The sequence below is a fragment of the Janthinobacterium woesei genome (assembly GCF_051380875.1).
Lineage (GTDB): Bacteria > Pseudomonadota > Gammaproteobacteria > Burkholderiales > Burkholderiaceae_D > Janthinobacterium.
In genome coordinates, this window is the sequence record NZ_JBNYXW010000004.1 from 302789 (window position 1) to 326535 (window position 23747).

The window sequence follows — 23747 nt, forward strand, 5'->3', positions numbered from 1 at the left end:
AGCAGCGTGCAGCGGCATTGCCAAGGGGCAAGGAAGCTAAAAAAACAGGTATTCTGCCATTCAGAGCGTATTAGGCCAAGGGTGGCAGCATGGTAAACAGCGGCTATTGTCACATAAACGGCTATGCCGGGGCGGCAAACGTGCGCGCCAGGGCTTGCCCTGCAGCATCAAACAGCAGGCAACGCTGCGGCGGCAAGTGCAGGCGCATGGCGTCGCCCGCCTGGCACAAGCCATCTTCGGCAGGCAATTTGACGGCCAGCATCTCGGCCACGCCCGGCATGCTGGCGTAGACGATGGCCACGTCGCCCAGGTATTCGACATGGCTGACGGCCACATCGACGACGTTGTCGCCCGCATTGGCATCGTCGCGCAGGCTGACATGCTCGGCGCGCACGCCCAGGGTCAGCCCGTCGCCCGGCGCGACCGTCTCGCCATGGGCTTCGACCTCGATCACGGCGCCGCCGGGCAGGCGCACGCTGACTGCACCGGCGCTGCAGGCGACAGCCTGGCAGGCGATGAGATTCATCTTCGGCGCGCCGAGGAAACCGGCGACGAACAGGTTGCCGGGATTGTTATATAGCGCGTGCGGGCTGCCCACCTGCTCGATGCGCCCGCCATTGAAGACGACGATGCGCTCACCCAGGGTCATCGCCTCGACTTGGTCGTGCGTGACGTAGATCATGGTGGTTTTCAGTTCCTGGTGCAGGCGCGAGATTTCCACGCGCATCTGCACGCGCAGGGAAGCGTCCAGGTTCGACAGCGGTTCGTCGAACAGGAATACCTGCGGTTTGCGCACGATGGCGCGGCCGATGGCCACGCGCTGGCGCTGGCCGCCCGACAGATCCTTGGGTTTGCGCTGGAGCAAAGGCGTGATCTGCAAGATCTCGGCGGCGCGCTCGACGGCGGCGCGCACCTCCATCTTCTTGTGGCCCGCCAGACTCAGGGCGAACGCCATGTTCTCGAATACCGTCATGTGCGGATACAGGGCGTAGCTCTGGAAGACCATGGCCAGGCCCCGCTCGGCCGGTGCGATGTCGTTGGCCAGCTTGCCGCCGATATGCAGTTCGCCGTGCGTGATGTCTTCCAGACCGGCGATCATGCGCAGCAAGGTTGATTTACCGCAACCGGACGGCCCCACGAAGACGACGAATTCGCCGTCGCGTATGTCGAGGTCGATGCCGTGGATCACCGGATGCTTGTCGTCGTACAGCTTGACGATATTCTTTAAAACGATATTTGCCATGAGGTGGTTCTATCCTAGCTCGCGCTGGCCGGCGTGGAATTGGCGCCGGCGTCGGGTTGGTCTGCATCTTCCTTGGGCCCGATGCGCATGAAGCGCGACAGGATCAGCACGGGCACGGCCGACACCAGCACCCACAGGAAAAAGGTTTTATAGCCGAGCGCCGTCTGGATATCGCCGCTGATCATCTTGAACAGCACGAAACCGAGCTGCATCACGCCGGTGGCGAACGCATAGTGGGCCGTCTGGTATTTGCCCACCGAGACGACCTGCATCATGAACAGGATCAGGCCGACGAAGCCGAAGCCATAGCCGAACATTTCCACGCTGAGCGCGGCCGTGATCAGGGTCAGGTCGGTCGGCATGCTGTGGCTCAGGTAATAGAACACCAGGTTCGGCAAGTTCATGGCCAGGATCAGGAACAGCATGGCGCGTTTCAGGCCGAGCCAGGAAGTAAAGTAGCCGCCGCCTATGCTGCCCAGCAAGAAGGCCACCGTGCCGGCCGTGCCGTACACGGCGCCCACTTCCGTCGTCGACAACCCCAGGCCGCCCAGTTCGCGCGCTTCGCGCAGGAATAGCGGGCCGATGGTCTGCACTTGCGCCTCGCCGGCGCGGAACAGGATGATGAAGGCGATCATGCCCCAGATGCCGGGTTTTTTCAGGAAATCGACCAGCACGTCCCACAGCGCGCTCTTGACGCCTGCCACGCTCTTGTCGGCGACGGCGGCATTGCGCACCTGCGGCAGCGCCCACAGATGGTAGGCGGCCAGCGACAGCATCATCGCGCCGATGATCAGGAAGATTACCGACCATGCCGGCTTGACGCCGATGTTTTTCTCCAGGTAGCCGGCCAGGATCACCAGGCCGCCCAGCGAGATGAACTTGCCGGCGTTGAAGAAGGCGCCCTGCCAGCCCGCGTAGGCCGCTTGCTGCTTGTCGGACAGGCTGGCGATATACAGGCCGTCGCAAACGATGTCGTGCGTCGATGAGGCCAGCGCGGCGACAAACAGCACGGCGATGCAGGCGGCAAACCACAGCGGCGTTTGCAGCGCCAGCGCGATCAGGCCCAGGCTCAGGCCACCGGCGAACTGGAACAGCACCACCATGGTCTTCTTGCTCGACGCCAGCTCCAGGAAGGGGCTCCACAGTGACTTGAAGACCCAGGCAAAGCCGATCAGGCCCGTCCAGCGGGCGATCTGGTCGTTCGGCACGCCCATGCTCTTGAACATCAGGCCGGCTACCAGGGCCACGGCGTAAAACGGCAGGCCCTGGGCGAAGTACAGCGTGGGCACCCAGGTAATCGGGTTGCGCACATTTTTTTTGTTCATGGAGTCTTTCTTGTCGAGGGACGTTTTCATTTGACGGCGCCGTCCATGCCGCGCATGAAGAAGCGCTGGGTAAACAAAAACGCCAGCAGGGTTGGCACGATGGTGATCAGGGTGCCGGCGGCGATCACGCGCGTGCTGCTGCCGAACGTGCCGCGCAAGTACAGCACGCCCACCGAGAGGGGGAATTCATCGGGTTTGCTCATGACGATGGACGGCCAGATGTATTCATTCCACGATTCGACTGCCGTGAGGATGCCGACGGTGGCCAGCCAGGGCGTGATCAGGGGCAGCATGATGCGGCTGAAGATGACCCACTCTGAGGCGCCATCGACACGCGCCGCATCGATCAGGTCTTGCGGCACTTCCTCGAACGCCTGCTTGAGCAGCAAGATGGCCACCGCCGTCACCACGTTGGGCAGGATCACGCCGGTGTAGGTGTCGACCAGGCTCATTTGCGTGATGGTGATGAAGTTGACCAGGAAATTGACTTCCGACGGCAGCACCAGGGTGGCCAGGATCAGGCCGAACACCAGTTTGCGGCCGCGAAATTTCAGGCGCGCCAGCGGATACGCGGCCAGTGAGCACAGCAGCAGTTTCCAGAAGACGGTGAAGACGGCGATCAGCACCGAGTTCTTGAAAAACGACCAGATCGGGATCGCCCTGAACACTTCGATGAAGTTTTCCAGCGACGGCGCCTTGGGCCAGAAGGTGGGCGGGAAGGCGAAGATATTGCCTTGCGTGGAAATGGCCGTCACCAGGGTCCACCAGAAAGGGAAGACGCAGACGACGGCAATCGCGCACAGCACGGCATAGTGGCCGGCATATTGGCCAATGAGCTGCAAGCGGATTTTCAAGGGGCGGGAACGGGTTTTCATGGTCATCCCCATGTCAGCGGTGCTTGGGTTTGAGATAGCGCAGGCACAGCAGGGCGATGCCGATGCAAAATAGGGAAACGACGAAACTGGCGGCCAGCGCGCGCGGCAGTTTCAAATGTTTCAGACCCTGGTCGTAGGCGTAGTACAGCGCCGTGAAGGTGGAATTCATCGGGCCGCCCTGAGTCAGCACGTCCACTTCCTGGTACGCCTTCAATGCCGCCAGCACGGACAGGATGGAGCACAGCATGATGGTTGGACGCAGCATCGGCACGGTGATTTTCCAGAAACGCTGCCAGCGGTTGGCGCCATCGAGCATGGCCGCTTCCTGCATGTCCGACGGAATCGATTGCAGCGCCGCCAGGTACATCACCATATACCAGCCCAGGCCGCGCCACAGGGTGACGAACATGACGGCGAACAGGGCCAGGCTGTCGTTCGTCAGCCAGCCCACGGGGGCGTTCACCAGCTTCAGCGTCAGCATCACGTAGTTCAGCGCGCCCTGTTCATGGAACATGAAGCCCCACATGATGCCGACCACGGAGACGGTGGTCACCACCGGCACGTAGAAGGCGGCGCGGAACAGGCGGATGCCGGGCAGGCGGTTGTTGACCAGCACGGCGAGAAGGATGGCGCCCACTTGCACGAAGGGCACCATCAGCAGGAACATGAGCGAGTTTTTCAGGCCCGAGACGAACATCTCGTTATTGAAAATGTAGCGGAAATTATCCAGGCCGACAAAGCGCGTCTCGCGTATTAGGCTGTAATCGGTAAACGCCAGCACGGAGCCGTAGCCGACGGGCCAGAACGAAAAGGCGGCCAGCAGCAGCAGGGCCGGGGCGAGGAATAGCCAGGCTTGCAGGGAGTGGCGGTGGGCGAGTTTCATGTTGTCCTTAGTGGCGCGGCAGGGTGGCCAGCTTCCTGTTCCAGATGGCGACCGCCTGGTCCAGCGCCTGCTGCACATTTTGCTTGCCCGTCACGCCCGCCTCGACGGCTTTCACCAGCGAGCGGCGCAATTCGTCGTAGTCGTCGATGCCGGCCACGTACAGGGTGCGCGAATGGCCCATCGACAGGGCCCCCGCTGCCACGGCTTTTTCGGCCGCGCCCGCGTTCTTTGGCGTGGACAGGAAAAACGGATCGGCCGCTGCCTTGACGGTGGTGGGGAAGACGCTGGCCTGGCGCGCGAAGGCCAGCTGGTTTTCGTCGTTCGTCAGGAAGCGTGCGAACTTGCCCACCGAAGGCAGCAACTGCGCCGGCACGCCCTTGGGGATGGCGAAGTGCACCAGCCAGCCGCCGTCGGCGATGCCGGTGGGGCCCAGCGGCGCGGGTGCCACGTCGGTGATGGCGTAGATGTCTTTCGCATCGCTGCCGATGCGCTGCATGGCCGTCGGCGGCGCCAGCAGCATGCCCAGGCGGCCGCCTTTGTAGGCGTCGATTACGGCCGGGAAGTTATCTTCGGCGAACAGGCTTTCCTTGAGCAGGCCGCCCACTTTATAGGTGTCGGCCAGTTTTTGCACCAGCGCCACGTGCTGCGGCGAATTGAAGACGGCCCGCTTGTCAGTGATGACGGCCAGGCCCTGCTGCATGAACAGGCCGTCGATCTTCGACAGGGCCGGGGCGATGCCTGCCTTGCCCGTGCGTTGTGCAATTTGCCGCGCAAACGCCAGCTGTTCATCCAGGCTGGCCGGTGCGCGCGTGAGGCCTGCCTGCTTGAAAATGGCAGTATTGAAGGCGATCACCGCGACATTGCTGTACATCGGGAAGCCATACGTGCGGCCCTTGAAGCGCAAGTCTTCCAGGGCGCTGGGAAGGTAGCTGGCGCGTGCTTCCCTGATCAAGCCATCGACGGGCGTGAGCAGGCCGTCGCGCGCATATTCATCAGCCCAGGGCACGTTCAGGCTGACCAGCGCGGGCGGCGTGCCGGCCACGATGCGCGTGACCAGCTTGGTCTGGATGACATCCCAGGGGAAGTCGATCCATTCGATCTTGACGTTGGGATTTTGCGCCTCATAGCGCGCCACCACGGCATTGAAATACGGCGTGAACTTCGGCTTCATGCTGAAGGTCCAGAATTCTATTTTTTCGACAGCGCATGCGTGTGGCGCGAGCAGGCTCGCGCAGGCAAATGCTGCCAACAGTCTCTTGATCATTATTATTATCCTGGCGACTGACCCCGCAAGTGCTGGGGTCGGACCCTCAGGGGCCGACCCCCGTCTCTGCCTTTGGGGGACGTCAGTTATTACTTGTTGCTTAGTTGGTTTTTGTGACCTTGCTCAAGTGACGCGGTGCATCCGGGTCCATGCCGCGCGCAGCCGACAGTTTTGCCGCCATCACGTAGAAGGACTGGATGGCGAGGATCGGGTCGAGATCCGGCGTCGCCGCCACGGGCAAGGTCAAGTCGCGCTCGGCCACGTCGTTTGGTGCTGCCAGCAAGACCTTGGCGCCGCGGCCGCGCATTTCGCTGGCCAGTTGCAACAGGCCGGCCTGGGTCGGACCACGGGTTGCAAAAATCAGCAGCGGGTAGCCGTCTTCGATCAGCGCCATCGGGCCATGCTTGATTTCGGCGCCGCTGAATGCTTCTGCCTGCAGGGCCGAGGTTTCCTTGAATTTCAGTGCCGCTTCCAGCGCCACGGGGAAGCTGATGCCGCGGCCGACGACCATGATGTTGCGCGCCGGTGCCAGTACGTCAATGGCGGGCGACCAGTCGATGCGGGTCGCTTCGAGCAGTGCTTCGGGCAGCGCTTCCAGGCCAGCCTGCAGTTCCGGGTCATTCTGCCACTGCGCCACCATGCGCGCGCCGGCGACCAGGCTGGTAATGAAGCTTTTCGTCGCGGCGACGCTTTGTTCCTTGCCCGCGCGCAGCGGCATGGCCCACTCTGCGGCGTGCGCCAGCGGCGATTCGATATCGTTGACCAGGGCCACGGTGGTGGCGCCGCCGTCGCGGAAGTAGCGGATCGGTTCGACCACGTCAGGGCTCTGGCCCGATTGTGAAATCGAGATGGCCAGGGTGTCGCGCGTCACCAGCGGCGACTTGTTCAGCGTCACCAGCGACATCGGCAGGGACGCCACGACCCGGCCCAGGCGGGCCATGATCAGGTAGGCGACGTAGTTGCAGGCGTGGTCCGAGCTGCCGCGCGCGATGGTTAGCGCGGTCGAGAACGAGGTGCTCCTCAATTTGCGGCCCAGTTCCGCGTAGCGTTCCGTGTCGCTGGCCAGTTGCAGGGCGACGCATTCGGCGGCGGAAATGGCTTCTTTAAGCATCATTGAGGTCACAGATTTCTCCTTCTATATACACAGCTTTGAGTTTGAGATCGCGATCGAGTACCACCAGATCGGCGTAAGTACCGGGGGCCAGCCGGCCACGTTCTTCCAGGCCCAGGTAATCGGCGGCGTTGGTCGATACGCGCTTGGACGCGTCGGCCAGGTCCAGTCCCAGCCCCACCAGGTTGCGCAGCGCCTGGTCCAGGGTCAGGGTGCTGCCCGCCAGCGTGCCGTCGGGCAGGCGCACGCCGCCCATGCATTTCTGCACGGCGTGGCGGCCCAGCATGTATTCGCCATCCGGCATGCCGGTGGCGGCGGTCGAATCGGTGACGCAGTACAGGCGCGGGATGGCGCGCAGGGCCACCTTGATGGCGCCCGGATGCACGTGCAGCAGGTCGGGAATCAGTTCGGCGTATTCGGCGTGCGCCAGGGCGGCGCCGACCATGCCCGGTTCGCGGTGATGCAGGCCGCTCATGGCGTTGAACAGGTGGGTAAAACCCATCGCGCCGTGTTCCAGCGCGGCCACGCCGTCTTCATATGAGCCCAGGGTGTGGCCGATCTGCACGCGCACGCCGGCGTCGGCCAGGGTACGCACCAGCTCCAGGTGGCCGGCGATTTCCGGCGCCACGGTGATCACGCGCAGCTTGGCCAAGGTTTGCAGGCGTTCGATTTCGGCCAGGGTGGCAGCGCGCGCATAGTTGGGCTGCGCTCCGAGCTTGCCGGAATTGATGTACGGGCCTTCCAGGTGGGCGCCCAGCACGCGCGCCGTGTTCGGGCGGCGGTTTTTTTCCGCTACACCGATGGCCTTCAGGGCCACGTCGATGTCTTCCGGTGGCGCCGTCATGGTCGTGGCCAGCAGGCTGGTGGTGCCGTGGCGCGCATGGATGGCCGCGATGGCGTATACGGCTTCGCCGCCTTCCATGATGTCCTTGCCGCCGCCGCCATGCACGTGCAAGTCGATGAAACCGGGCAGGATGTAGTCGTCGCTGTTGTGCGACGGATGGGTGGAACTGCCGGCAATGCTGTCGACACGCTCGCCGAAGGCGATGGCGCCGTGGATCCAGCCGCCGGGGGTAAGGATATTGCCTTTGATAGTGCTGCTCATCTGCGCGACTCCGCTACGAATTCATAATAATCACTGCGGCAATACGAGTGGGTCAGTTCCACCGCTGCGCCGTTGTCGAGATAACTGACACGGGTGATGTGCAGCATGGCTTCACCCGTTTTGATATTGGCCAGCTTGGCCTGTTCTGCCGTGGCGTTGACGGCGCGGATATGCTGCAGCGCGCGCATCGGGATGGTGCCGCGCGACTCCAGGTAGCCGTACAGCGAATCGGTCACCTGCTGCGGGTCCGGCATGTACAGCGCCGGAATGGTGGTCGTTTCGATCGCCATCACCACTTCGTCGGCCGTGCGCAGGCGGCGCAAGCGCGCCACCGGCATGTGCGGCGACAATCCCAGCGACAGCAGTTCCAGCGGCGCGGCCGAGCCGATGTCGCGCTGCAGCCAGCGCGAGCCGGCCGTGAAACCGCGCTGGCGCAATTCTTCCGAAAAGCTGGTCAGGCGCGACAGCGGCTGTTCCAGCTTGGGCGTGATGTAGGTGCCCGAGCCGCGCTTGCGCGTCAGCATGCCCCGCTCGCACAGCATGTCGATGGCCTTGCGCGCCGTGACGCGCGAGATTTCAAGGATTTCCGACAGCACGCGCTCGGAAGGCAAGGCCTGGTTGGCGCGCCAGTCGCCGTTGGCGATGCCGTCCGAGAGCAAGTTCGCCAGCTGCATGTAGAGCGGCGTGTCGCTGGCCGGATTGGGTTTGAAGGCGGACAGTTTGGCTAGCATGGCGATTGCTCCCGCAAGTGCTGGCGTATCAGGCGCAGGCCGCCTGCTGCCGAGTCGCCCTGTGCCGGCACGACCAGTTGCAACAGTTGCGCCGGCAGGTAGGCCGACAAAGGCGCTGCCAGGCCGCCGCACAGGGCCACCGGCAAGCTGCCGGCCGGGTCGAGCGCCTTGGCGATCAGGGCGACTTGCTGGCCCGCTTCGACCAGGATGGTGCGCGCCAGCGCATTGCTGGCGGCGTGTTCGAGCACCAGCCGCGCCAGTTGCGCATAAGTGGTCTGAGAGGCGCTGGCCAGCCAGGCCTGCATGGCGTTGCGATGGCCGCCGCAGGCGTCGATGATGGCCGTGGCGAAGGCGCTGCCGGGCACGCGGCCATCGACCACTTGCTGCACGTGATTGACGGCGCGCATGCCGATCCAGGCGCCACCGGCTTCGTCGCCGGAAGGGAAGCCCCAGCCGCCCACTTCGTGGCGGCTGCCGTCCGCATGCAGCACTTCGCCCACGCTGCCGGTGCCGATGGCGACAATCGCGCCCGGTTTGCCGGCATGCGCGCCCAGCAGGGTGGTCAACGCATCCGATTCGAGCGCCACATGGGCATAGCCGGGATTGTGTTCGAGGAAGCTGGCGGCCCACTGCTTGTTATGCACGCCGGCCAGGCCCAGGCCAATGGCCATGCGCTGCAGGGGCGGCTGCTCCAGGCCGGCGGCGCGAAAGGCCAGGGTGACGGCATGCGCCACCGCCGTCCAGGCGCTTTCGATGCCGTGCGCCAGGCCGGAAGGCCCGCTTTGACCTTGCGCCAGTTCCTGGCCGTCGAGGCGCGCCAGGCGTACCCGGGTACCACTGCCCCCGCCGTCGACGCCGATTATGTATTCGATCATGGTTATGCAGTCCAGCGTAGGGTTGATTGCGCCTGTCCCGGTTTTTTTATTTGTCGGGCGGCGAAAAAGCTGAAAGCACTATATTGTTGCCCCGATGGCTTGTCAACAGGTATTTAAGTGGTATTGACAAATGTTGTTGCGTATGCCGCGCCATCCCCGAGATTATGATTGCAAGTTATTGTTAATAAAGGTTTTTTTGTTTTTTTGAATGGTATTGAAATTGGCCTTGTTTAATGCCACTTCTTCCGCTGGCTTGTGCCAGGTGTTGCGCTATTGCTTTTACGCATGCTTGGCAAGCGTGGCCATCAAGAGTAGAGTCCGCCTTTTACACCTGAGTTGGAAGAGCATGATGAACGACAAGGCAGCAAAGAGCGCGTATTGGGACGACTGGCAGCAAGAGGCGCTGGCCGCTGGCGTGTCGGCACCGCTGGCCGCGCTGGGCATGGAAATGATGCGCACGCACCGCAAGAACCGCTGGCCAAAAGATTTCCTGGGCCGCGAAAGCGATGGCCCGGTCATGATCGAGATGTGCCTGGAAGACGAGGCGGAAACGGAATTGTTCTTTATCGAGAACCTGTATCCCTACGATGCGGCACTCATCGAGAAGACCCGCCGCCGCCTGTGCCTGCACTAGGCAGACAGGCGCGCATGACCGGAACGGCCGCCTTGTGCGGCCGTTTTCGTTTGGCGCACTGAACGCATGGCAGAATGGCGCGCCAGGGAAATGAGGTGGCATTTTGATGGGGGAGTGTCATAATGGCTGTGGCATTCCCGCCCAAGCATGGAGTAGATAATGAGCAAGGCACAGGACAGCAAGAAAGAAGGCAAGAAAGAACCGGCGAAGAGCATGAAGGAAAAGAAGGAAGCCAAGAAGGTCAAGAAGGAAGAACGCAAACGCTGATCATGCGTGCACGCCGTCCCTTGTTGCGTCCGCTGCGTGCGTGGCGCTCGCCGGCCTTGCTGGCGGCGCTGGGTGTGCTGGCCTTTGGCGTGCCCGTCTCCAGCGCGCTAGCGCAGCAAAAGCCGCCACCGACGACATTCGGCCAGGTGGTGGGCAATGCCGTGCTGTGCATCGACCAGATCGACAACAAGGCCTTTTACCATTACCTGTTGACGGCCTTCGGTCCCGCCTACAAGCATGAAGGCGGCGCCTACTGGTTCCGCACGGACACCAGCCTGTGGGGCGCACCTATTACCGATGTGATTGTCAGTGACGACACCAGTGCCCTGGTCTTCATGGGCGTGGTGGCCGACGCAAGTCCGGAAAAGCTGGCGCCGGCCATCCGCAGCGCCTCGGGCATGCGTTTTAATCCACTCGATCATTCCGCCTTTCCTGTCCGTGCTTCCGTGCCTGGCAGTAAAATCGTCTACTTCCGCAGCAAGGCTAAAGTCTATTGCGCCAAATACAAGCCATTGCCGCCCGCTCACACGCGGTGAGTCGCCTCTTGTCGCGCCGGCTTGCCTAGTCGCATTTTGATCGTTTCATCGCAGGGTCTCCATGTACACGCATTATTTCCAGCTCAAGCAATCGCCGTTTTCGATCGCCCCCGATCCCCGCTATCTGTACATGAGCGAACGCCACCGCGAGGCGCTCGCGCACCTGCTGTATGGCGTGGGCAGCGGCGGCGGTTTTGTGCTGCTGACGGGAGAGATCGGCGCCGGCAAGACCACCGTATGCCGCTGCTTCATGGAGCAGATTCCGGAAAATTGCCAGCTGGCCTATATTTTCAATCCGAAACTGTCGGTCGAGGAATTGCTGCACTCGATCTGCGAGGAATTCGGCATCGCCCTGGCGCCCGGTGTTGCCAGCGTGAAAGGCTATGTCGACGCCATCAACGCCTACCTGCTGGCCAGCCACGCGCAGGGCAAGAACAATGTGCTGATCATTGACGAAGCGCAAAACCTGTCCGCCGCCGTGCTGGAACAATTGCGTTTGCTGACGAATCTGGAAACGAGCGAGCGCAAGCTGCTGCAGATCATCCTCATCGGCCAGCCGGAATTGCGCGCCATGCTGGCCCGCCCCGAACTGGAACAATTGGCGCAGCGCGTGATCGCCCGCTATCACCTCGGTTCGCTGTCGGCCGACGAGACGGCCAGCTACATCCACCACCGCCTGGCCGTGGCCGGCAATACGGCGCAGATGCCGTTCGCGCCGCGCCTGATGGCGCATATCCACACCCTGAGCCACGGCGTGCCGCGCCGCATCAACCTGCTGTGCGACCGCGCGCTGCTGGGCGCTTACGTGGAAAACCAGCCGCAGGTGACGCGCCAGATCTTGCGCCGTGCCGCCGGCGAAGTGTTTGCCGAGGCGGGCAGCAAGGCGCCTGCGGGGGCCTTGCGCTGGCCGCACGTGGCCGGCGGCGTGCTGGCCGGCGCCGTCGTCACGGCCGCGCTGGCCTGGCATTTCATGCCGCACGCACCCGCCGTGGCGTCCGCAGCGAGGGTGCCTGCCGCCTTGGTGGCGCCAGCAGCAGTGGCCGCCTCTGCGCCCGCGGCTGCTGCCCCTGCTGCTGCTCCTGCTGCTGTCGCTGCCAGCGTGCCGGACCGCAACGCCGTGCTGCGCCAACTGGCTGCCTTGTGGGGCGAAAACTTGCCTGATGGCGACGCTTGCCAGGCCGCTGCCCGCGCCGGCTTGCGCTGCCTGAACAGCCGCGGCGGCATGGCCGAACTGCGCGTGCTGGACCGGCCCGCCATGCTGGCGCTGCGCGACGGGGCTGGTGCGCAGCAACTGGCGCTGTTGACGCAAGTGCAGGGCGCGACGGCGACGGTATTGATTGATGGCAAACAGCAAAGCTTGCCGCTGGCAGAGCTGACACAACAGGCGCAGCGCAGCGATGCCAGCTTCACCACATTCTGGCGCGCCCCGCGCAGCTGGCGCGACGAGGTGCCGGCAGGCGCCCGAGGTGCAGACGTCGACTGGCTGGCGCAGCGCCTGGCGCAACTGCACGGCTTGCCCGCGCCGCAGGCGAATCTGCCGCTCGATGCCGAGATGCAACGTCTGCTGCGCGACTTCCAGCAGAGCCAGAACCTGAAGGCCGATGGCCTGGCGGGGCCGAAAACTTTCATGCGCCTGATGCAGCTGGGCGACAACTCGGAGCCGCGCCTGTCCGGTGCGGCTCCTGCCGTGGCCGCGCCTGCCGCGACGGCGCTGGCGGCAGGGAAATAAGATGTCATACATACTCGAAGCACTGAAAAAATCGCAGGCCGAGCGCCAGCTGGGCGAATTGCCCTCGATCCACGCACCGCAGGTGCAGTTGCAGGGCAGCGCGGCGGCCAGCACTGCGCAGCGCGCACCAGTCTGGCTGGCGCTGGGCGGCATGAGCGTGGCCGTGGCCGCCGCACTGTTGTGGTGGCAGCCCTGGCAGGTGGCAACGCCCACACCTGCACCTGCACCTGCGCCTGCAGTCGCTCCCGCAGCCGTGGTCGCCGTGGCTGCTGCGCCTCTAGCCCTGCCGCCTGCTCCCGTGGCCACTCTCGTTACTGCTCCCGTGGCCGCTCCCGCGCCGCGCGCCGCGTCAGCACCCATGCCTGAACCGAAGCGGGTAGCGCCGCCTGCGCCAGGCGTCGCGGCCGCTCCGGCAGCACCCGTCCCAGCTGTGGATGAGAGCGTGCCTGGCATGCGCGACTTGCCCGAGCCGATACAGCGGCAGATTCCGCCGATTGCCATCGGCGGCTATATTTATTCGAAGAATCCGTCCGACCGGCTATTGCTGATCGATAAGGTCCTGCGCCACGAGGGCGAGGAACTGGCGCCAGGGCTGGTGCTGGAAAAACTGCAGCCGAAGGCAGCCATCTTCAGTTTCAAGGGCTACCGCTACCGCGTGCCGTATTGAGTTGCCTGGCTTGATGTGCATCAAAGCCAGGCCCCGCTAGCCGAACCATGCTGGCGCGATGCTGGTCGAACCAGAGTCGCCGTGCCTGTGCGCGCGGCAGGGGAGTGCCGATGACCGCTGCTCAATCTGTTTCTGTTGCCGATCCGCTGGACAAGCTGGCGCACATCGAGCATATCGTCGTGCTGATGATGGAAAACCGTTCGTTCGACCATATGCTGGGCTATTTGAGCCTGGAAGGTGGGCGCACCGACATCGATGGCTTGCGCGCCAGCCATGCCAACGTGCATGCGGGCGTGGCCTACCCCGTGCACCACCTGCAGCGCACGGCCTTTGGTGCGCAGCAGGACCCGTCGCACACGGGCGCGTCGGTGGCGCAGCAGTTGCACAACAATAACGCTGGCTTCGTCGACGATTATGCGCAAACGCATCCGGGCGACCCCGATATCGACCTGGTGATGGGCTACTACAATGGTGCCGATGTGCCCATGTACGACTTCATGGCGCAGCAATTCTGTGTCTGCGACCGCTGCTACAGCTCGGTGCCGGGCGCGACCTGGCCAAACCGCCTGTATGCCATCAGCGGCATGGCGGCCGGCAGCAAGGACAGCAAGCGCGTGCCCCTGTATGCGAATAAATCGTTCGTGCGCCAGCTGGAGCGTGCCCAGGTCAGCTGGAAGTTTTATTCCGCCTGGAAACCATGGAGCCTGGCATTGAGCGACGACCACTACCGCTCGTCCGAGTTTTACGAGCCGTTCGGTTCCAGCCAGCGCCGCTATGGTTTTATCGGCGATGCGCTGGCGGGCAGCCTGCCCTCGGTCAGCTGGATCGATCCGCATTTCTTTGCCAATGACGACCATCCGCCTTCCGATATCCGTGCCGGGCAGGCGCTGGTGGCCCAGGTGTACCAGGCGCTGGCGCGCGGACCGGCCTGGCAGCGCACCTTGTTCATCCTCAGTTATGACGAGCATGGCGGCTTTTTCGACCATGTGCCACCGCCCGCCGCCGCCGACGACGACCCCGCGTTTCGCCAGTATGGCGTGCGCGTGCCCATGCTGCTGGTGTCGCCGCTGATTGCGCTAGGCAGCGTCAGTCACCAGGTCTACGATCACACCTCCATCATCAAGACCATCTTGCAGCGTTTTTGCCGCGCCGGCGATGGCAGCCTGCCCGACATGGGCGCGCGCGTGGCCGCCGCCAACGGCCTGGGCGAAGTGCTCAGCCTGACCCGGCCCCGCGCCGCGCCCGCCGTGCCCGCCAGCGTGCAGGCGCAGCGCGCGCAGTGGGAGTTTGAAGTGCGCAGCATGGACTTCGCCACGCCGCCCGAAAGCCTGCCCGGTGGCAATGCGGCCTACGCAGGCGGTGCCGGCGTGCCGGTCATGTCCGATGCCGAGGCGGGGGCGATTGCCGCGCACCGGCAACTGGCGCGCAGGGCCGGGAATGCCCTGGCGGGAAATGGCAAGATGGCAAATGGCAAGATGGCGCCGCAGTCGATGGGACGGCGCCGGCGTGGCAAGGGCGATGCGGCTGGCGCGCCAACCGAAGTGGCCGCTGGCCAGGCAGAGGGCAGGCGCGGCGGCAAGGCGGCGCGCCGCACTTGATCGGGAAATGCTTGATATGGGCTAGCTTGGACAAAGCTGGGCGCTGGCGTCGTGCCGTTGCCAAGGGGGGCTGCGTATAATGGCTTATTCTCAATGAAGGAATAAGCCATGCACGATGCAATGCCCGCGCACCCGGTACTGGGCGTGATCGGCCGCTCCGGTAGCGGCAAGACGACCCTGCTGGAATTTGTAGTCAAGGAAATGGCGACGCGCGGCTTGCGGGTCAACCTGGTCAAGCACAGCCACCATGACCTGGCGCTGGAGCCGCCGCAAAAAGACAGCGCCCGGCTGCGCCTGGCCGGTGCGGCGGAAGTGCTGGTGGCGTCGCCGTATCGCTACGCTATCGTGCATGAGTTGCGCGGTGCGCCCGAACCGAGCCTGGCGCAGCAATTGTCCCGCATGGGGCCGGCAGACCTGACCCTGGTGGAAGGCTTCAAGACCGACCCGATAGCGAAACTGGAAGTGTTTCGCCACGCAGTGGGGCAGGCGCCGCTGTATCCGCACGACCAGCATGTGATCGCCGTGGCTTCCGACAGCCCTGCACCGGCCGATTTGCGCGACGGCGTGCAGTGGCTGGACTTGAATGCGCGCGAGCAAGTACTGGCCTGGCTGCTGCAAAGACTGGAAAAATAAGGCTAAAGGTTTGCCTGCGTCATCCGTTAACAGGGGTAGAACCTCATTGGAGAACCGTATGGACGTCGGAAGCATTGCTCAACTGTCAACTACGATGGCGGAGACCGGTACGCGCCAGGCCGTCGGCCTGACTGTCCTGAAAAAAGCCCAGGATATTCAAAGCTCGACCGCCACTGCCTTGCTGCAAGCCTTGCCGCCCGTACAATCGGCAGCGAACCTGCCGGCGCACCTGGGCAGCCGCATCAACACGACTGCCTGAGCGGCGTTCCACTGCGCGCTCCTGGCGCCTGATATGCCTATTATGCCTATTATGCCTGTCTTGCCGGCACCACCGTTACCGACGGTGGCGAGTGAGTCTTGTTTTGTGTTTTGACGTCGTTCGCGCCCTTCCTCTGCGTTTTCCTTTTTACCAAGCTTCCGCCTGAGCATCGTGCCACGGCGCGCTCCTGGCGCCTATTATGCCTATCATGCCTGTCTTGCCGGCAGCACCGTTACCGGCGGTGGCGAGCGAGTCTTGTTTTGTGTTTTGACGTCGTTCGCTCCCTTCCTCTGTGTTTTCCTTTTCGCCAGACTTGCCCTTGTGCGGTCATTCCCATGTATTCCACGTCGGGACTTCTATTGGGTATTATTCGCCACGGCGCAGCCGATTCAGTAGAATGATGTGCATTGCGGCCTGACCGCCAGCAGCGCCGCCTGGGCTGCCATTCCCCCTGATTACCATGACCATGCAAGAGGATTACCCATGAATAAACGTCAAGCTCTCGTTGCGGCCGCCCTCGCCAGCATCTGCGCCAGTACCGCCGTCAGCGCGGCCGCGCATGATGGCCCCGCTTCCGGTGACAAGGAAAAATGTTACGGCGTGGCAAAAGCAGGGCAAAACGATTGCGCCTCGTCCGACGGCGCACATTCCTGCGCAGGCCAGGCCGCCACCGACAATCTGCCCACCGAATGGGCCTATGTTGCCAAGGGCACGTGCACCCAGGCGGGCGGTTCCTTGAAGCCGATGAAGGCCGCTAAGGCCGCCAAGGCTGCCAAGGGCGACAAGCCGGCCATGCAGCCATAAGCATTCCACGCAGCATTGCACCCAGCATAACCATGCCGCAGCCCGCCCATGCGCTATCCGGCGTGGGGGTGGGCTTGCGGGCCGCGCATTACCGCGACTTCCTCGAGCGCCGGCCCCGTGCAGGCTGGCTGGAAGTGCATACGGAAAATTATCTGCAGCCGTCGGGCTGGGACTGGCATGTGTTGCGCACCTTGCGCCAGGATTACGCCATCAGCCTGCATGGCGTGGGCCTGGGCCTGGGCTCGGCGCGGGGCTTTTCCCAGTCGCACCTGCAGCGCGTAAGCGCGCTGGTGCAGCGCATCGAGCCGGCCCTGGTCTCGGAACACTTGTGCTGGGGTGCCGTGGCGCAGCAGCAACTCAATGATCTGTTGCCGCTGGCCTTGAATGGCGCAGCCCTGGACTTGCTGTGCGCGCGCATCGGCAGGGTGCAGGATGCCTTGCAAAGGCCAATCTTGCTGGAGAATGTCTCGACTTACCTGCGTTTTCGCGATGATGCCATGAGCGAAGCGCAATTTTTGGCCGAGCTGGCGCGCCGCAGCGGCTGCGGGCTGCTGCTCGACATCAACAACCTGTATGTGAACCAGTGCAACCACGGCGAAGATGCCCTGGCTGCCTTGCAAGCCATCGCGCCAGGCAGCGTGGGCGAACTGCACCTGGCTGGCCACCTGGTCACGCCGCATGCCGTGATCGACCACCATGGCACCACTGTCGCCGCGCCGGTCTGGGATCTGTATGCGGCGGCTTTGCTGCGCTTTGGCGCCATTCCCACCCTGATCGAATGGGATACGGACTTGCCCCCGCTCGCTGTCTTGCTGGGCGAGGCGGACAAGGCGGATGCCATGCTGGGCCGCCATGCGCCGCACTCCCCGTGGCAAGGCCAATGCATGGCGCTGCTGGCCGCGCCGCCACCGCCAGTGTCCGAGCAGGCATTGGCCATCAGCCAGCAAGCATTCGCCACGGCCTTGCTCGATCCCGCGCAAAGCACGGCAGTGCTGCAGCAATCCCAGGGGCCAGCGTCGGCCGAGCGCCTCGGCCTGTACCGTGGCAATCTGGCTGCAACCTGGCGCCGCACCCTGGCGCACGCCTATCCCGTCGTGCTGGCGCTGGTGGGCGACGAGTTCTTTGGTGGCATGGCGCGCGCGTATGGCCGGCAGACTGCGTCAGATAACCCTGATTTGAATGAATTTGGCGCCCGTTTCGCCGATTTTATCGTGACATTTCCGCCTGTGGCCGAATTGCCCTACCTGCCCGACATGGCGCGCCTGGAATGGGCCTTGCACCGGGCCCATTACGCGCCAGATGCGCCGCGCGTGGCGCCTGAGGCGCTGGCCGCCTTGAGTCCGCAGCAGCTGGAAGAGAGCCGATGGACGCTGCATCCCGCTTGTTCCCTGCTGGCGTCAAACTGGCAAGTGCCGGCCCTGTGGCAGGCGCATCAGGCGGGCGAAGGGCAGGGGGTATTCCCGCAAGCAATGCAGGTGGCTAGCCAGGCGCTGGTGTGCCGGCCGCTTTGGCATGCGCAAGTGCTGGCGTTGGATGGGGCCGCGCATGCGGCGTTGGCGGCATTGCAGCAGGGGCAGACGTTTGGCGCCGCGCTCGATGCAGCGTTCGCGCTGGACGAGCAATTTGACCTGGGCGGGCAGCTGCGCCTGTGGCTGGCGCATGCGGTGCTGGTGGCAATGTTGCCTGGCCCGGTAACTGATCGAAAGTTAATCGACAGCTAATCGAAAGCGCGCAGCAGGCGCGCTTCGCCCGTATGATCGCGGTGCAAGGCGTTGGCGGCCACGGTGGCGTCCATCATGCGCACCACTTGCTCTTCTTCGAAACGGGCGAGCTCGGCCGTGGCCGCGACGAGGGCCACTTCCAGCCTGGCGCGCGCGCTCTGGTACAGGCTGCTAGTGTATTTGTCTGTGTTGCGGAGCAATTCTTCCGCATTTTCGATGACCTGGCGCAAGTCGCCGATCAGGCGCTCCTGGCTGCGCGTACCTTGTTCGGGCGTGTCCATGGCGCTTCCCTTCTGCAATCGATAAAGATGTGGCGAGCGTATCGTGGCAGCTTGAGTCAGGCATCCGGGCGGGCTGGAAGCATGGGCCGCTCGCGCGCCCCATGCCGGGATCAGGCGGGAGCGACGACCGTGATACGGATATCGCCCACGCTGACGAGCTGGCCGGCGCGGATCTTGGCAGTCTTGCGCAATTCCTTCTTGCCATCGACCTTCACTACGCCGCTATCGACCATGACCTTGCCTGCGCCCCCGCTGTCGCACAGGCCGACCAGCTTCAATAGCTGGTTCAGCTCGACGAACTCGGATGTTAGTTCAAAGCTTACTTTTTGCATTGTATCCCTTATTGCAATGATGTGTTTTAAACACTTGATGGCGAACTAAACTAATCCATAGTTTACCTGAAGCCGCCAGCAATGCAGGGTGCATTCAGCTTTTGTTGGGGCGCGTCATCTCCAACGGCACGATCCACGCGCCAAATTGCTCCTCCGTCAGGAAGCCCAGCGCCAGCGCCGCTTCTTTCAAGGTCGTGCCTTCGTGCTGGGCCTGCTTGGCAATTTGCGCGGCCTTGTCGTAGCCGATGTGCGGCGCCAGGGCCGTGACCAGCATCAGGGAACGTTCCATCAGTTCGGCGATGCGCTCGCGGTTCGGCGCGATGCCATGCGCGCAATGCTCGTCGAAGCTGCGCATGCCATCGCCCAGGAGGCGCGCGCTTTGCAGGAAATTGTGCGCGATCAAGGGCTTGAAGACATTCAGCTCGAAATTGCCCGAGGCGCCGCCCACCGTGATGGCGACGTCGTTGCCAAACACCTGGCAGCACAGCATGGTCAGCGCTTCGCACTGGGTCGGATTGACCTTGCCCGGCATGATGGAGCTGCCCGGCTCGTTTTCGGGTATCGTGATTTCACCGAGGCCCGAGCGGGGGCCTGAGGCCATCCAGCGCACATCGTTGGCGATTTTCATCAGCGCCGTGGCCAGGGTTTTCAGGGCGCCGTGGGCGGCGACGAGCGCATCGTGGGCGGCCAGGGCGGCAAACTTGTTGCTCGCCGTCTCGAACGGCTGGCCCGTCAGGCGCGCCAGCTCAAAGGCGATGCGGCTGGCAAATTCCACGTGGGCATTCAAGCCCGTGCCCACGGCCGTGCCGCCGGCGGCCAGTTGCAGCAGCGGCGGCAGGGACGCGGTGATAATGTGCTCGGCAAAGTCCAGCTGCGCCACGTAGCCGGAAAATTCCTGGCCCAGGGTCAGCGGCGTCGCATCTTGCAGGTGGGTGCGGCCGATCTTGACGATGTCGGCAAATTGCGTGGCCTTCGCGTCCAGCGTGGCGCGCAGCTGGCGCAGCGGTGGCAAGACGCTGTTGGCGACGGCCAAGGCAGCCGCCACGTGGATGGCGGTGGGGAAGATGTCGTTCGAGGACTGGCCCAGGTTGACGTCGTCGTTCGGGTGCAGCAAGCGCTCGGCGCCGCGCAAGCCGCCGATCAGTTCGGAACCACGGTTGGCCAGTACTTCATTCATGTTCATATTGCTTTGCGTGCCAGAGCCCGTCTGCCACACGGCCAGGGGGAACTCGGCGTCATGCTTGCCGGCCAGCACTTCATCGGCCGCCTGCGTGATGGCCACAGCCTTCTTGCCATCCAATAAGCCCAGGTCCAGGTTGACGTGGGCGGCCGCGCGCTTGACGGTGGCCAGGGCGGCGATCAGTTCGGGTGGCATCTTTTCCGTGGAGATATGGAAGTGCTCAAGCGAGCGCTGCGTTTGCGCTCCCCAAAGCCGCTCGGCGGCTACGTCGATCGGGCCAAAACTGTCGCGTTCGATTCTGCTGCTCATGGCATCTCTTTCATCGATGGTGGGTGGATCGAGTGTACTCCAGGCGCCAAAAAGGCACAGGATGATGCTGTATTGCATCATTTTTTCCTGGCCTGGCTACATTTCTGCGATTTCCTGCCGTTAAAGACAGGCGAGTTCCCATTATTTATTATCAAAGCGATCAGTCCATGCCAAGTAACGTCTTTAACCGTTGGACCCTGATCGCGTGCACCGCCGCCAGCCTGGCGTTGCCGCCTGCCATGGCGGCCGAACTGGGTGAGGTGACGGTGCTGTCGCATGTGGGCCAGCCTCTGCTGGCCGAGATCGAATTGACGGCCCTGGCGCCCGGGGAAGTGAACGGCGTGGCCGTGCGCCTCGCCTCGCCCGATGTGTACCGGGGCGGCGGCATCAGCATGGATACGGCCCTGCAGGCATTGACTGTCACGCCGGTCGAGCGCGATGGGCGCCGCTATGTGCGCGTGAGTACCCAGCAGGCGATCCGGGCTGGCCACGTGCATATGTACTTGTTGCTGGGCAATGGCGGCAGCGCCATCGTGCGCCTGGCAACGTTGTGGCTGACGCCTGCGCCAGCGGCGGCCATCGCACCGCTCAAGCCTGCGCCAGCGCCAATATTGCCAGTATCGCCAATAGTGCCAGAATCTCCCGCAGCGCCCGATGCCGCCGCGCTGGCGGCGCGCGCGCGTGCCGCAGGACTGCTGCGCCCTGCCAGCGTGTTTGTTGCGCCGCCCGCCATGCCGCGTAGCGCGGTTCAGGCAGTCCGCCCGCCCATGGCCGTGCGTGCGCCAGCGCTGCGCCGTCCTGCCGCGCCGGTGGCGGCATGCGCGCCGCAGGCCAATGCAGCGCAGGGACTGGGACAGGGGCAGGGGCAGGCTGTAGCTTGCCTGGTGCTGGACCAGAAAAACGCGGCCCTCAACGACAAGCTGGGCGAACTGGAAGGCAAGATCGGCGTCCTGCAGCAAGCGTTGGCGCTGCCTGCCACGGCTGTAGCGCGCGCCGCCGTGCCGGGTGATGCTGCGCCAGCGCATGCCAAGCCCAGGCCTTTGCCGCCACCAGTTGCCGAGCAGAAAGCGGGCGGCAATGGTTTGCTGTGGCTGGGGGGTGGCACAGTGGCATTTTTGTTGCTGACGGCGTTCATCGTGTATGTCTTGCGCAAGCGTAAGGAGGCGGGTGAGCCAGCGGCGCCGTCGAAATACTGGGTCTTGCTGCGCAAGCCGTTCCGACGCAAGAAGCAGGTGCCCGTCCTGACGGAGGCGGTGGCGATGGAAGTGAATGAGGCGGAAGCGGCGGGCGGCGAGTCCGTGGCAGCACCGTTTTCGCGCTAGCCATGCGGTCAAGTCGCGAAAAAATTTGATCTAAAAAAAGATATTGAGAAAAATGCATGAAAAACGCTGCAGCGGTGTTGCTAATTTTTTAAAGATGGCGATATAATTAATTCAGTGGACTTGCTCTACGACAAAACAGTCCCAGCCTGGCGCAGCCACCAACGATAGTGTGGCGCGGAAAACAGGTGTAGCGTTGCATAAACGCCTGGGTCTGGAAGCGGTCTGCGATGCCAACGATGTGCTCGCGGACGCCGGATGCAACCGGCAGCGAGGCGACGCCAGGAGATACCTGGGGTTCGCCTTCCAAATTCCCCCCCCCCTCTTGTAAATAATGTATTGCGCGTAGCGCGCCGCAGCGTGCCACGGCAGCGCACCTTGCCATGGCGGCAGACGTAAAAAAAGCACCCGCGGGTGCTTTTCTTGTATGCGCCGTGGCCGTCCCGTCTTACATGCAGGCGCGCGATGCCGGCATCACGCTGGCCAGTTGCGCCATCCATGGTTCCGTGATGGTGCGGATTTCGCGGTCATTCGCCAGGATTTGCTTCAATAAATCGATCTTGCGCAGGCGTGCGGCGCCAGCGAGGGCAGGCACGCTGCCTGGCAGGGCGGCGCTGGCGGCACTGGCGCACTGGTTTTCCAGGGTATTCAAGCCATTCCAGTCGTTCGTACGTGCGGCCGCAACCATGTTATTGGTCAGTCCTGCAATATTTTCGTACATCGAGAGAACGTCGTTGGAGGTCATGAGCACACCCGTGAAAGTGAATGGATTACCGCTTGTCTAGATTAACGGCAGCCGCATTCGGAACTTGAGGGTTTTTTTGAAAAAAAGTGTCAATAATTTCAAAAGAGTGTCCTGGCTTGCCAGAATCGCCTGACAACCTGCATGGATGCTCGCTTGGCTATGCCGGCCGAGCGCAGCAGCACCTGCGCAACAAGCGCGCGCCAACACCGTAAAATGCTGCTATCTATGAGGAGCGCCATGAAGCCGAACCCACCGCAAGACCCCATCCACGCCATCACCAGCCGCACGCTGGCCCATTACGACGCCAGCGCCGAGCAGTTTTTTGAAGGCACGCGCGACCACGATGTCAGCCAGAATATCGATGCGCTGCTGCATGCCATCAATAAGCCCGCTCCGCTGGAGCTTCTTGACCTGGGCTGCGGCCCGGGCCGTGACTTGAAGGCGTTCACCGCCATGGGCCACCATGCGACGGGCGTCGATGGCTGCCCGCGTTTCGTCGAGATGGCGCGCGCCTACAGCGGCTGCAGCGTATGGCAGCAGGATTTTGTCAACCTCGACCTGCCCGCCGCGCAGTTCGACGGCGTCTTCGCCAATGCCGTGCTGTTCCACGTGCCCAGCGCCGCCTTGCCGGGCGTGCTGCGCGCGCTGCATGCGTGCCTGAAACCGGGCGGCGTGCTGTTCAGCTCGAATCCGCGCGGCCACAACCAGGAGGGTTGGAACGGCGCGCGCTATGGCAGCTACCATGACGAGGAACGTTGGGCCGCGTATGTGCAGGCGGCCGGTTTTAGCCTGATCGAGCAATATTACCGGCCGCCAGGCTTGCCGCGCGAGCAACAGCCGTGGCTGGCGACGGTGTGGCGCAAGGCGCTGTAAGCGTTGGAGTAGGGCTGGAGTACCTGCAGTGAGCATGTGTTAGGAAGCGTACATAGTCTTTGCGACATCGGGCGTAGTATGGACTCATCGACACGCAGCAAGCAGTTTTGAACTGGCGTGTGAGCCGCAGTGCCGGCCCCTGAGGCCGGACCACAGAGGTACCAACTACAGTGAGGATGTCATCATGAACAAAGATCAAGTCGAAGGTAAGCTGAAGGAAGTCGGCGGTAAAATCCAGGAACAAGCTGGCAAACTGGTCGGCAGCGAAGAACAGCAAGCCAAGGGCCTGTCAAACCAGGTCGAAGGCAAGGTACAAAAGAAAGTTGGCGATGTGAAAGATGCCGTAGAAACGGTCACGCGCAAGCCGTAATTCTGGCGCAAGCATAAAAAAACCGCCGCCTGTCGCGAGACAGGCGGCGGTTTTTATTTGATTTCTACTGGATGCAGG

25 protein-coding genes are annotated in these 23747 nt (G+C 63.3%); 12 read left to right on the top strand and 13 right to left on the bottom strand.

Features of this window, described 5'->3' with window-relative positions:
- Positions 1–121: 121 nt before the first annotated feature.
- The 9 genes from ACQ4W6_RS06090 to ACQ4W6_RS06130 all read right to left on the bottom strand — a co-directional run bounded on the left by ACQ4W6_RS06090 (position 122) and on the right by ACQ4W6_RS06130 (position 9412).
- Positions 122–1243, bottom strand: coding sequence for an ABC transporter ATP-binding protein (locus ACQ4W6_RS06090; protein WP_436566282.1), 1122 nt, complete (start codon positions 1241–1243; stop codon positions 122–124).
- 14 nt (positions 1244–1257) lie between these two features.
- Positions 1258–2568 (bottom strand): MFS transporter, encoded by a 1311-nt coding sequence (locus ACQ4W6_RS06095; protein ID WP_436566283.1) that lies wholly within the window; start codon positions 2566–2568, stop codon positions 1258–1260.
- Positions 2569–2594: 26 nt separating this feature from the next.
- The gene (locus tag ACQ4W6_RS06100) at positions 2595–3443 is read right to left on the bottom strand and encodes a carbohydrate ABC transporter permease (RefSeq protein WP_436566284.1); all 849 of its coding nucleotides are present in this window, start codon (positions 3441–3443) and stop codon (positions 2595–2597) included.
- 13 nt (positions 3444–3456) lie between these two features.
- On the bottom strand, positions 3457–4326 hold the full coding sequence (locus tag ACQ4W6_RS06105) for a carbohydrate ABC transporter permease (protein ID WP_436566285.1): 870 nt from the start codon (positions 4324–4326) through the stop codon (positions 3457–3459).
- A 7-nt stretch (positions 4327–4333) separates the two neighbouring features.
- On the bottom strand, positions 4334–5497 hold the full coding sequence (locus ACQ4W6_RS06110) for an ABC transporter substrate-binding protein (RefSeq protein ID WP_436566286.1): 1164 nt from the start codon (positions 5495–5497) through the stop codon (positions 4334–4336).
- Positions 5498–5690: 193 nt separating this feature from the next.
- A complete protein-coding gene (locus ACQ4W6_RS06115) occupies positions 5691–6704 on the bottom strand; it encodes an SIS domain-containing protein (RefSeq protein WP_436566319.1) in 1014 nt (337 codons plus the stop codon).
- Complete coding sequence (gene nagA / locus ACQ4W6_RS06120) at positions 6694–7806, bottom strand: N-acetylglucosamine-6-phosphate deacetylase (protein WP_436566287.1); 1113 nt, start codon at positions 7804–7806, stop codon at positions 6694–6696. Before nagA ends, ACQ4W6_RS06115 begins: the two co-directional genes overlap by 11 nt.
- Positions 7803–8537 carry a GntR family transcriptional regulator gene (locus tag ACQ4W6_RS06125; protein WP_436566288.1) on the bottom strand — a complete coding sequence of 245 codons (735 nt, stop codon included), beginning with the start codon at positions 8535–8537 and terminating at the stop codon, positions 7803–7805. Before ACQ4W6_RS06125 ends, nagA begins: the two co-directional genes overlap by 4 nt.
- Entirely contained in the window at positions 8531–9412 is an 882-nt protein-coding gene (locus ACQ4W6_RS06130) for a glucosamine kinase nucleotide-binding domain-containing protein (RefSeq protein ID WP_436566289.1), read from the bottom strand. The genes ACQ4W6_RS06125 and ACQ4W6_RS06130 overlap by 7 nt, the downstream gene beginning before the upstream one ends.
- 346 nt (positions 9413–9758) lie before the next feature.
- Here ACQ4W6_RS06130 and ACQ4W6_RS06135 point away from each other — a divergent pair, with 346 nt between their 5' ends.
- From ACQ4W6_RS06135 to bufB, 9 genes are all read left to right on the top strand, one after another.
- The gene (locus tag ACQ4W6_RS06135; protein ID WP_086148127.1) at positions 9759–10046 is read left to right on the top strand and encodes a hypothetical protein; all 288 of its coding nucleotides are present in this window, start codon (positions 9759–9761) and stop codon (positions 10044–10046) included.
- Positions 10047–10315: 269 nt separating this feature from the next.
- Positions 10316–10849 carry a hypothetical protein gene (locus ACQ4W6_RS06140; RefSeq protein WP_436566290.1) on the top strand — a complete coding sequence of 178 codons (534 nt, stop codon included), beginning with the start codon at positions 10316–10318 and terminating at the stop codon, positions 10847–10849.
- A gap of 61 nt (positions 10850–10910) precedes the next feature.
- Complete coding sequence (locus ACQ4W6_RS06145) at positions 10911–12578, top strand: AAA family ATPase (protein WP_436566291.1); 1668 nt, start codon at positions 10911–10913, stop codon at positions 12576–12578.
- A 1-nt stretch (position 12579) separates the two neighbouring features.
- Positions 12580–13245: a general secretion pathway protein GspB gene (locus ACQ4W6_RS06150; protein ID WP_436566292.1), complete on the top strand. Its 666-nt coding sequence runs from the start codon at positions 12580–12582 to the stop codon at positions 13243–13245.
- A 110-nt stretch (positions 13246–13355) separates the two neighbouring features.
- Positions 13356–14843, top strand: a complete 1488-nt coding sequence (locus ACQ4W6_RS06155) for an alkaline phosphatase family protein (RefSeq protein ID WP_436566293.1) — start codon at positions 13356–13358, stop codon at positions 14841–14843.
- 108 nt (positions 14844–14951) lie between these two features.
- The gene (gene mobB / locus ACQ4W6_RS06160) at positions 14952–15476 is read left to right on the top strand and encodes a molybdopterin-guanine dinucleotide biosynthesis protein B (RefSeq protein WP_436566294.1); all 525 of its coding nucleotides are present in this window, start codon (positions 14952–14954) and stop codon (positions 15474–15476) included.
- 58 nt (positions 15477–15534) lie between these two features.
- Positions 15535–15735 carry a YjfB family protein gene (locus tag ACQ4W6_RS06165; protein ID WP_436566295.1) on the top strand — a complete coding sequence of 67 codons (201 nt, stop codon included), beginning with the start codon at positions 15535–15537 and terminating at the stop codon, positions 15733–15735.
- Positions 15736–16218: 483 nt separating this feature from the next.
- Complete coding sequence (locus ACQ4W6_RS06170; protein ID WP_436566296.1) at positions 16219–16539, top strand: BufA1 family periplasmic bufferin-type metallophore; 321 nt, start codon at positions 16219–16221, stop codon at positions 16537–16539.
- A gap of 32 nt (positions 16540–16571) precedes the next feature.
- Positions 16572–18260, top strand: a complete 1689-nt coding sequence (gene bufB, locus ACQ4W6_RS06175) for an MNIO family bufferin maturase (RefSeq protein ID WP_436566297.1) — start codon at positions 16572–16574, stop codon at positions 18258–18260.
- Here the strand turns inward: bufB and ACQ4W6_RS06180 are convergent.
- From ACQ4W6_RS06180 to fumC, 3 genes are all read right to left on the bottom strand, one after another.
- Positions 18257–18541: a hypothetical protein gene (locus ACQ4W6_RS06180; protein WP_436566298.1), complete on the bottom strand. Its 285-nt coding sequence runs from the start codon at positions 18539–18541 to the stop codon at positions 18257–18259. The genes bufB and ACQ4W6_RS06180 overlap by 4 nt on opposite strands.
- A 110-nt stretch (positions 18542–18651) precedes the next feature.
- Entirely contained in the window at positions 18652–18873 is a 222-nt protein-coding gene (locus tag ACQ4W6_RS06185) for an RNA-binding S4 domain-containing protein (RefSeq protein WP_436566299.1), read from the bottom strand.
- Between the two features lie 94 nt (positions 18874–18967).
- Positions 18968–20362, bottom strand: a complete 1395-nt coding sequence (gene fumC / locus ACQ4W6_RS06190) for a class II fumarate hydratase (protein WP_436566320.1) — start codon at positions 20360–20362, stop codon at positions 18968–18970.
- Positions 20363–20529: 167 nt separating this feature from the next.
- Between fumC and ACQ4W6_RS06195 the strand changes: the two genes are divergently transcribed.
- A complete protein-coding gene (locus ACQ4W6_RS06195) occupies positions 20530–21684 on the top strand; it encodes a type IV pilus assembly protein FimV (protein WP_436566300.1) in 1155 nt (384 codons plus the stop codon).
- 445 nt (positions 21685–22129) lie between these two features.
- Here ACQ4W6_RS06195 and ACQ4W6_RS06200 read toward each other — a convergent pair whose 3' ends face one another.
- Positions 22130–22426 (bottom strand): flagellar protein FliT, encoded by a 297-nt coding sequence (locus ACQ4W6_RS06200; RefSeq protein WP_436566301.1) that lies wholly within the window; start codon positions 22424–22426, stop codon positions 22130–22132.
- A 237-nt stretch (positions 22427–22663) separates the two neighbouring features.
- Between ACQ4W6_RS06200 and ACQ4W6_RS06205 the strand changes: the two genes are divergently transcribed.
- A complete protein-coding gene (locus tag ACQ4W6_RS06205; RefSeq protein WP_436566302.1) occupies positions 22664–23299 on the top strand; it encodes a class I SAM-dependent methyltransferase in 636 nt (211 codons plus the stop codon).
- Between the two features lie 184 nt (positions 23300–23483).
- Positions 23484–23669, top strand: coding sequence for a CsbD family protein (locus ACQ4W6_RS06210; RefSeq protein WP_436566303.1), 186 nt, complete (start codon positions 23484–23486; stop codon positions 23667–23669).
- Positions 23670–23747 lie beyond the last annotated feature (78 nt).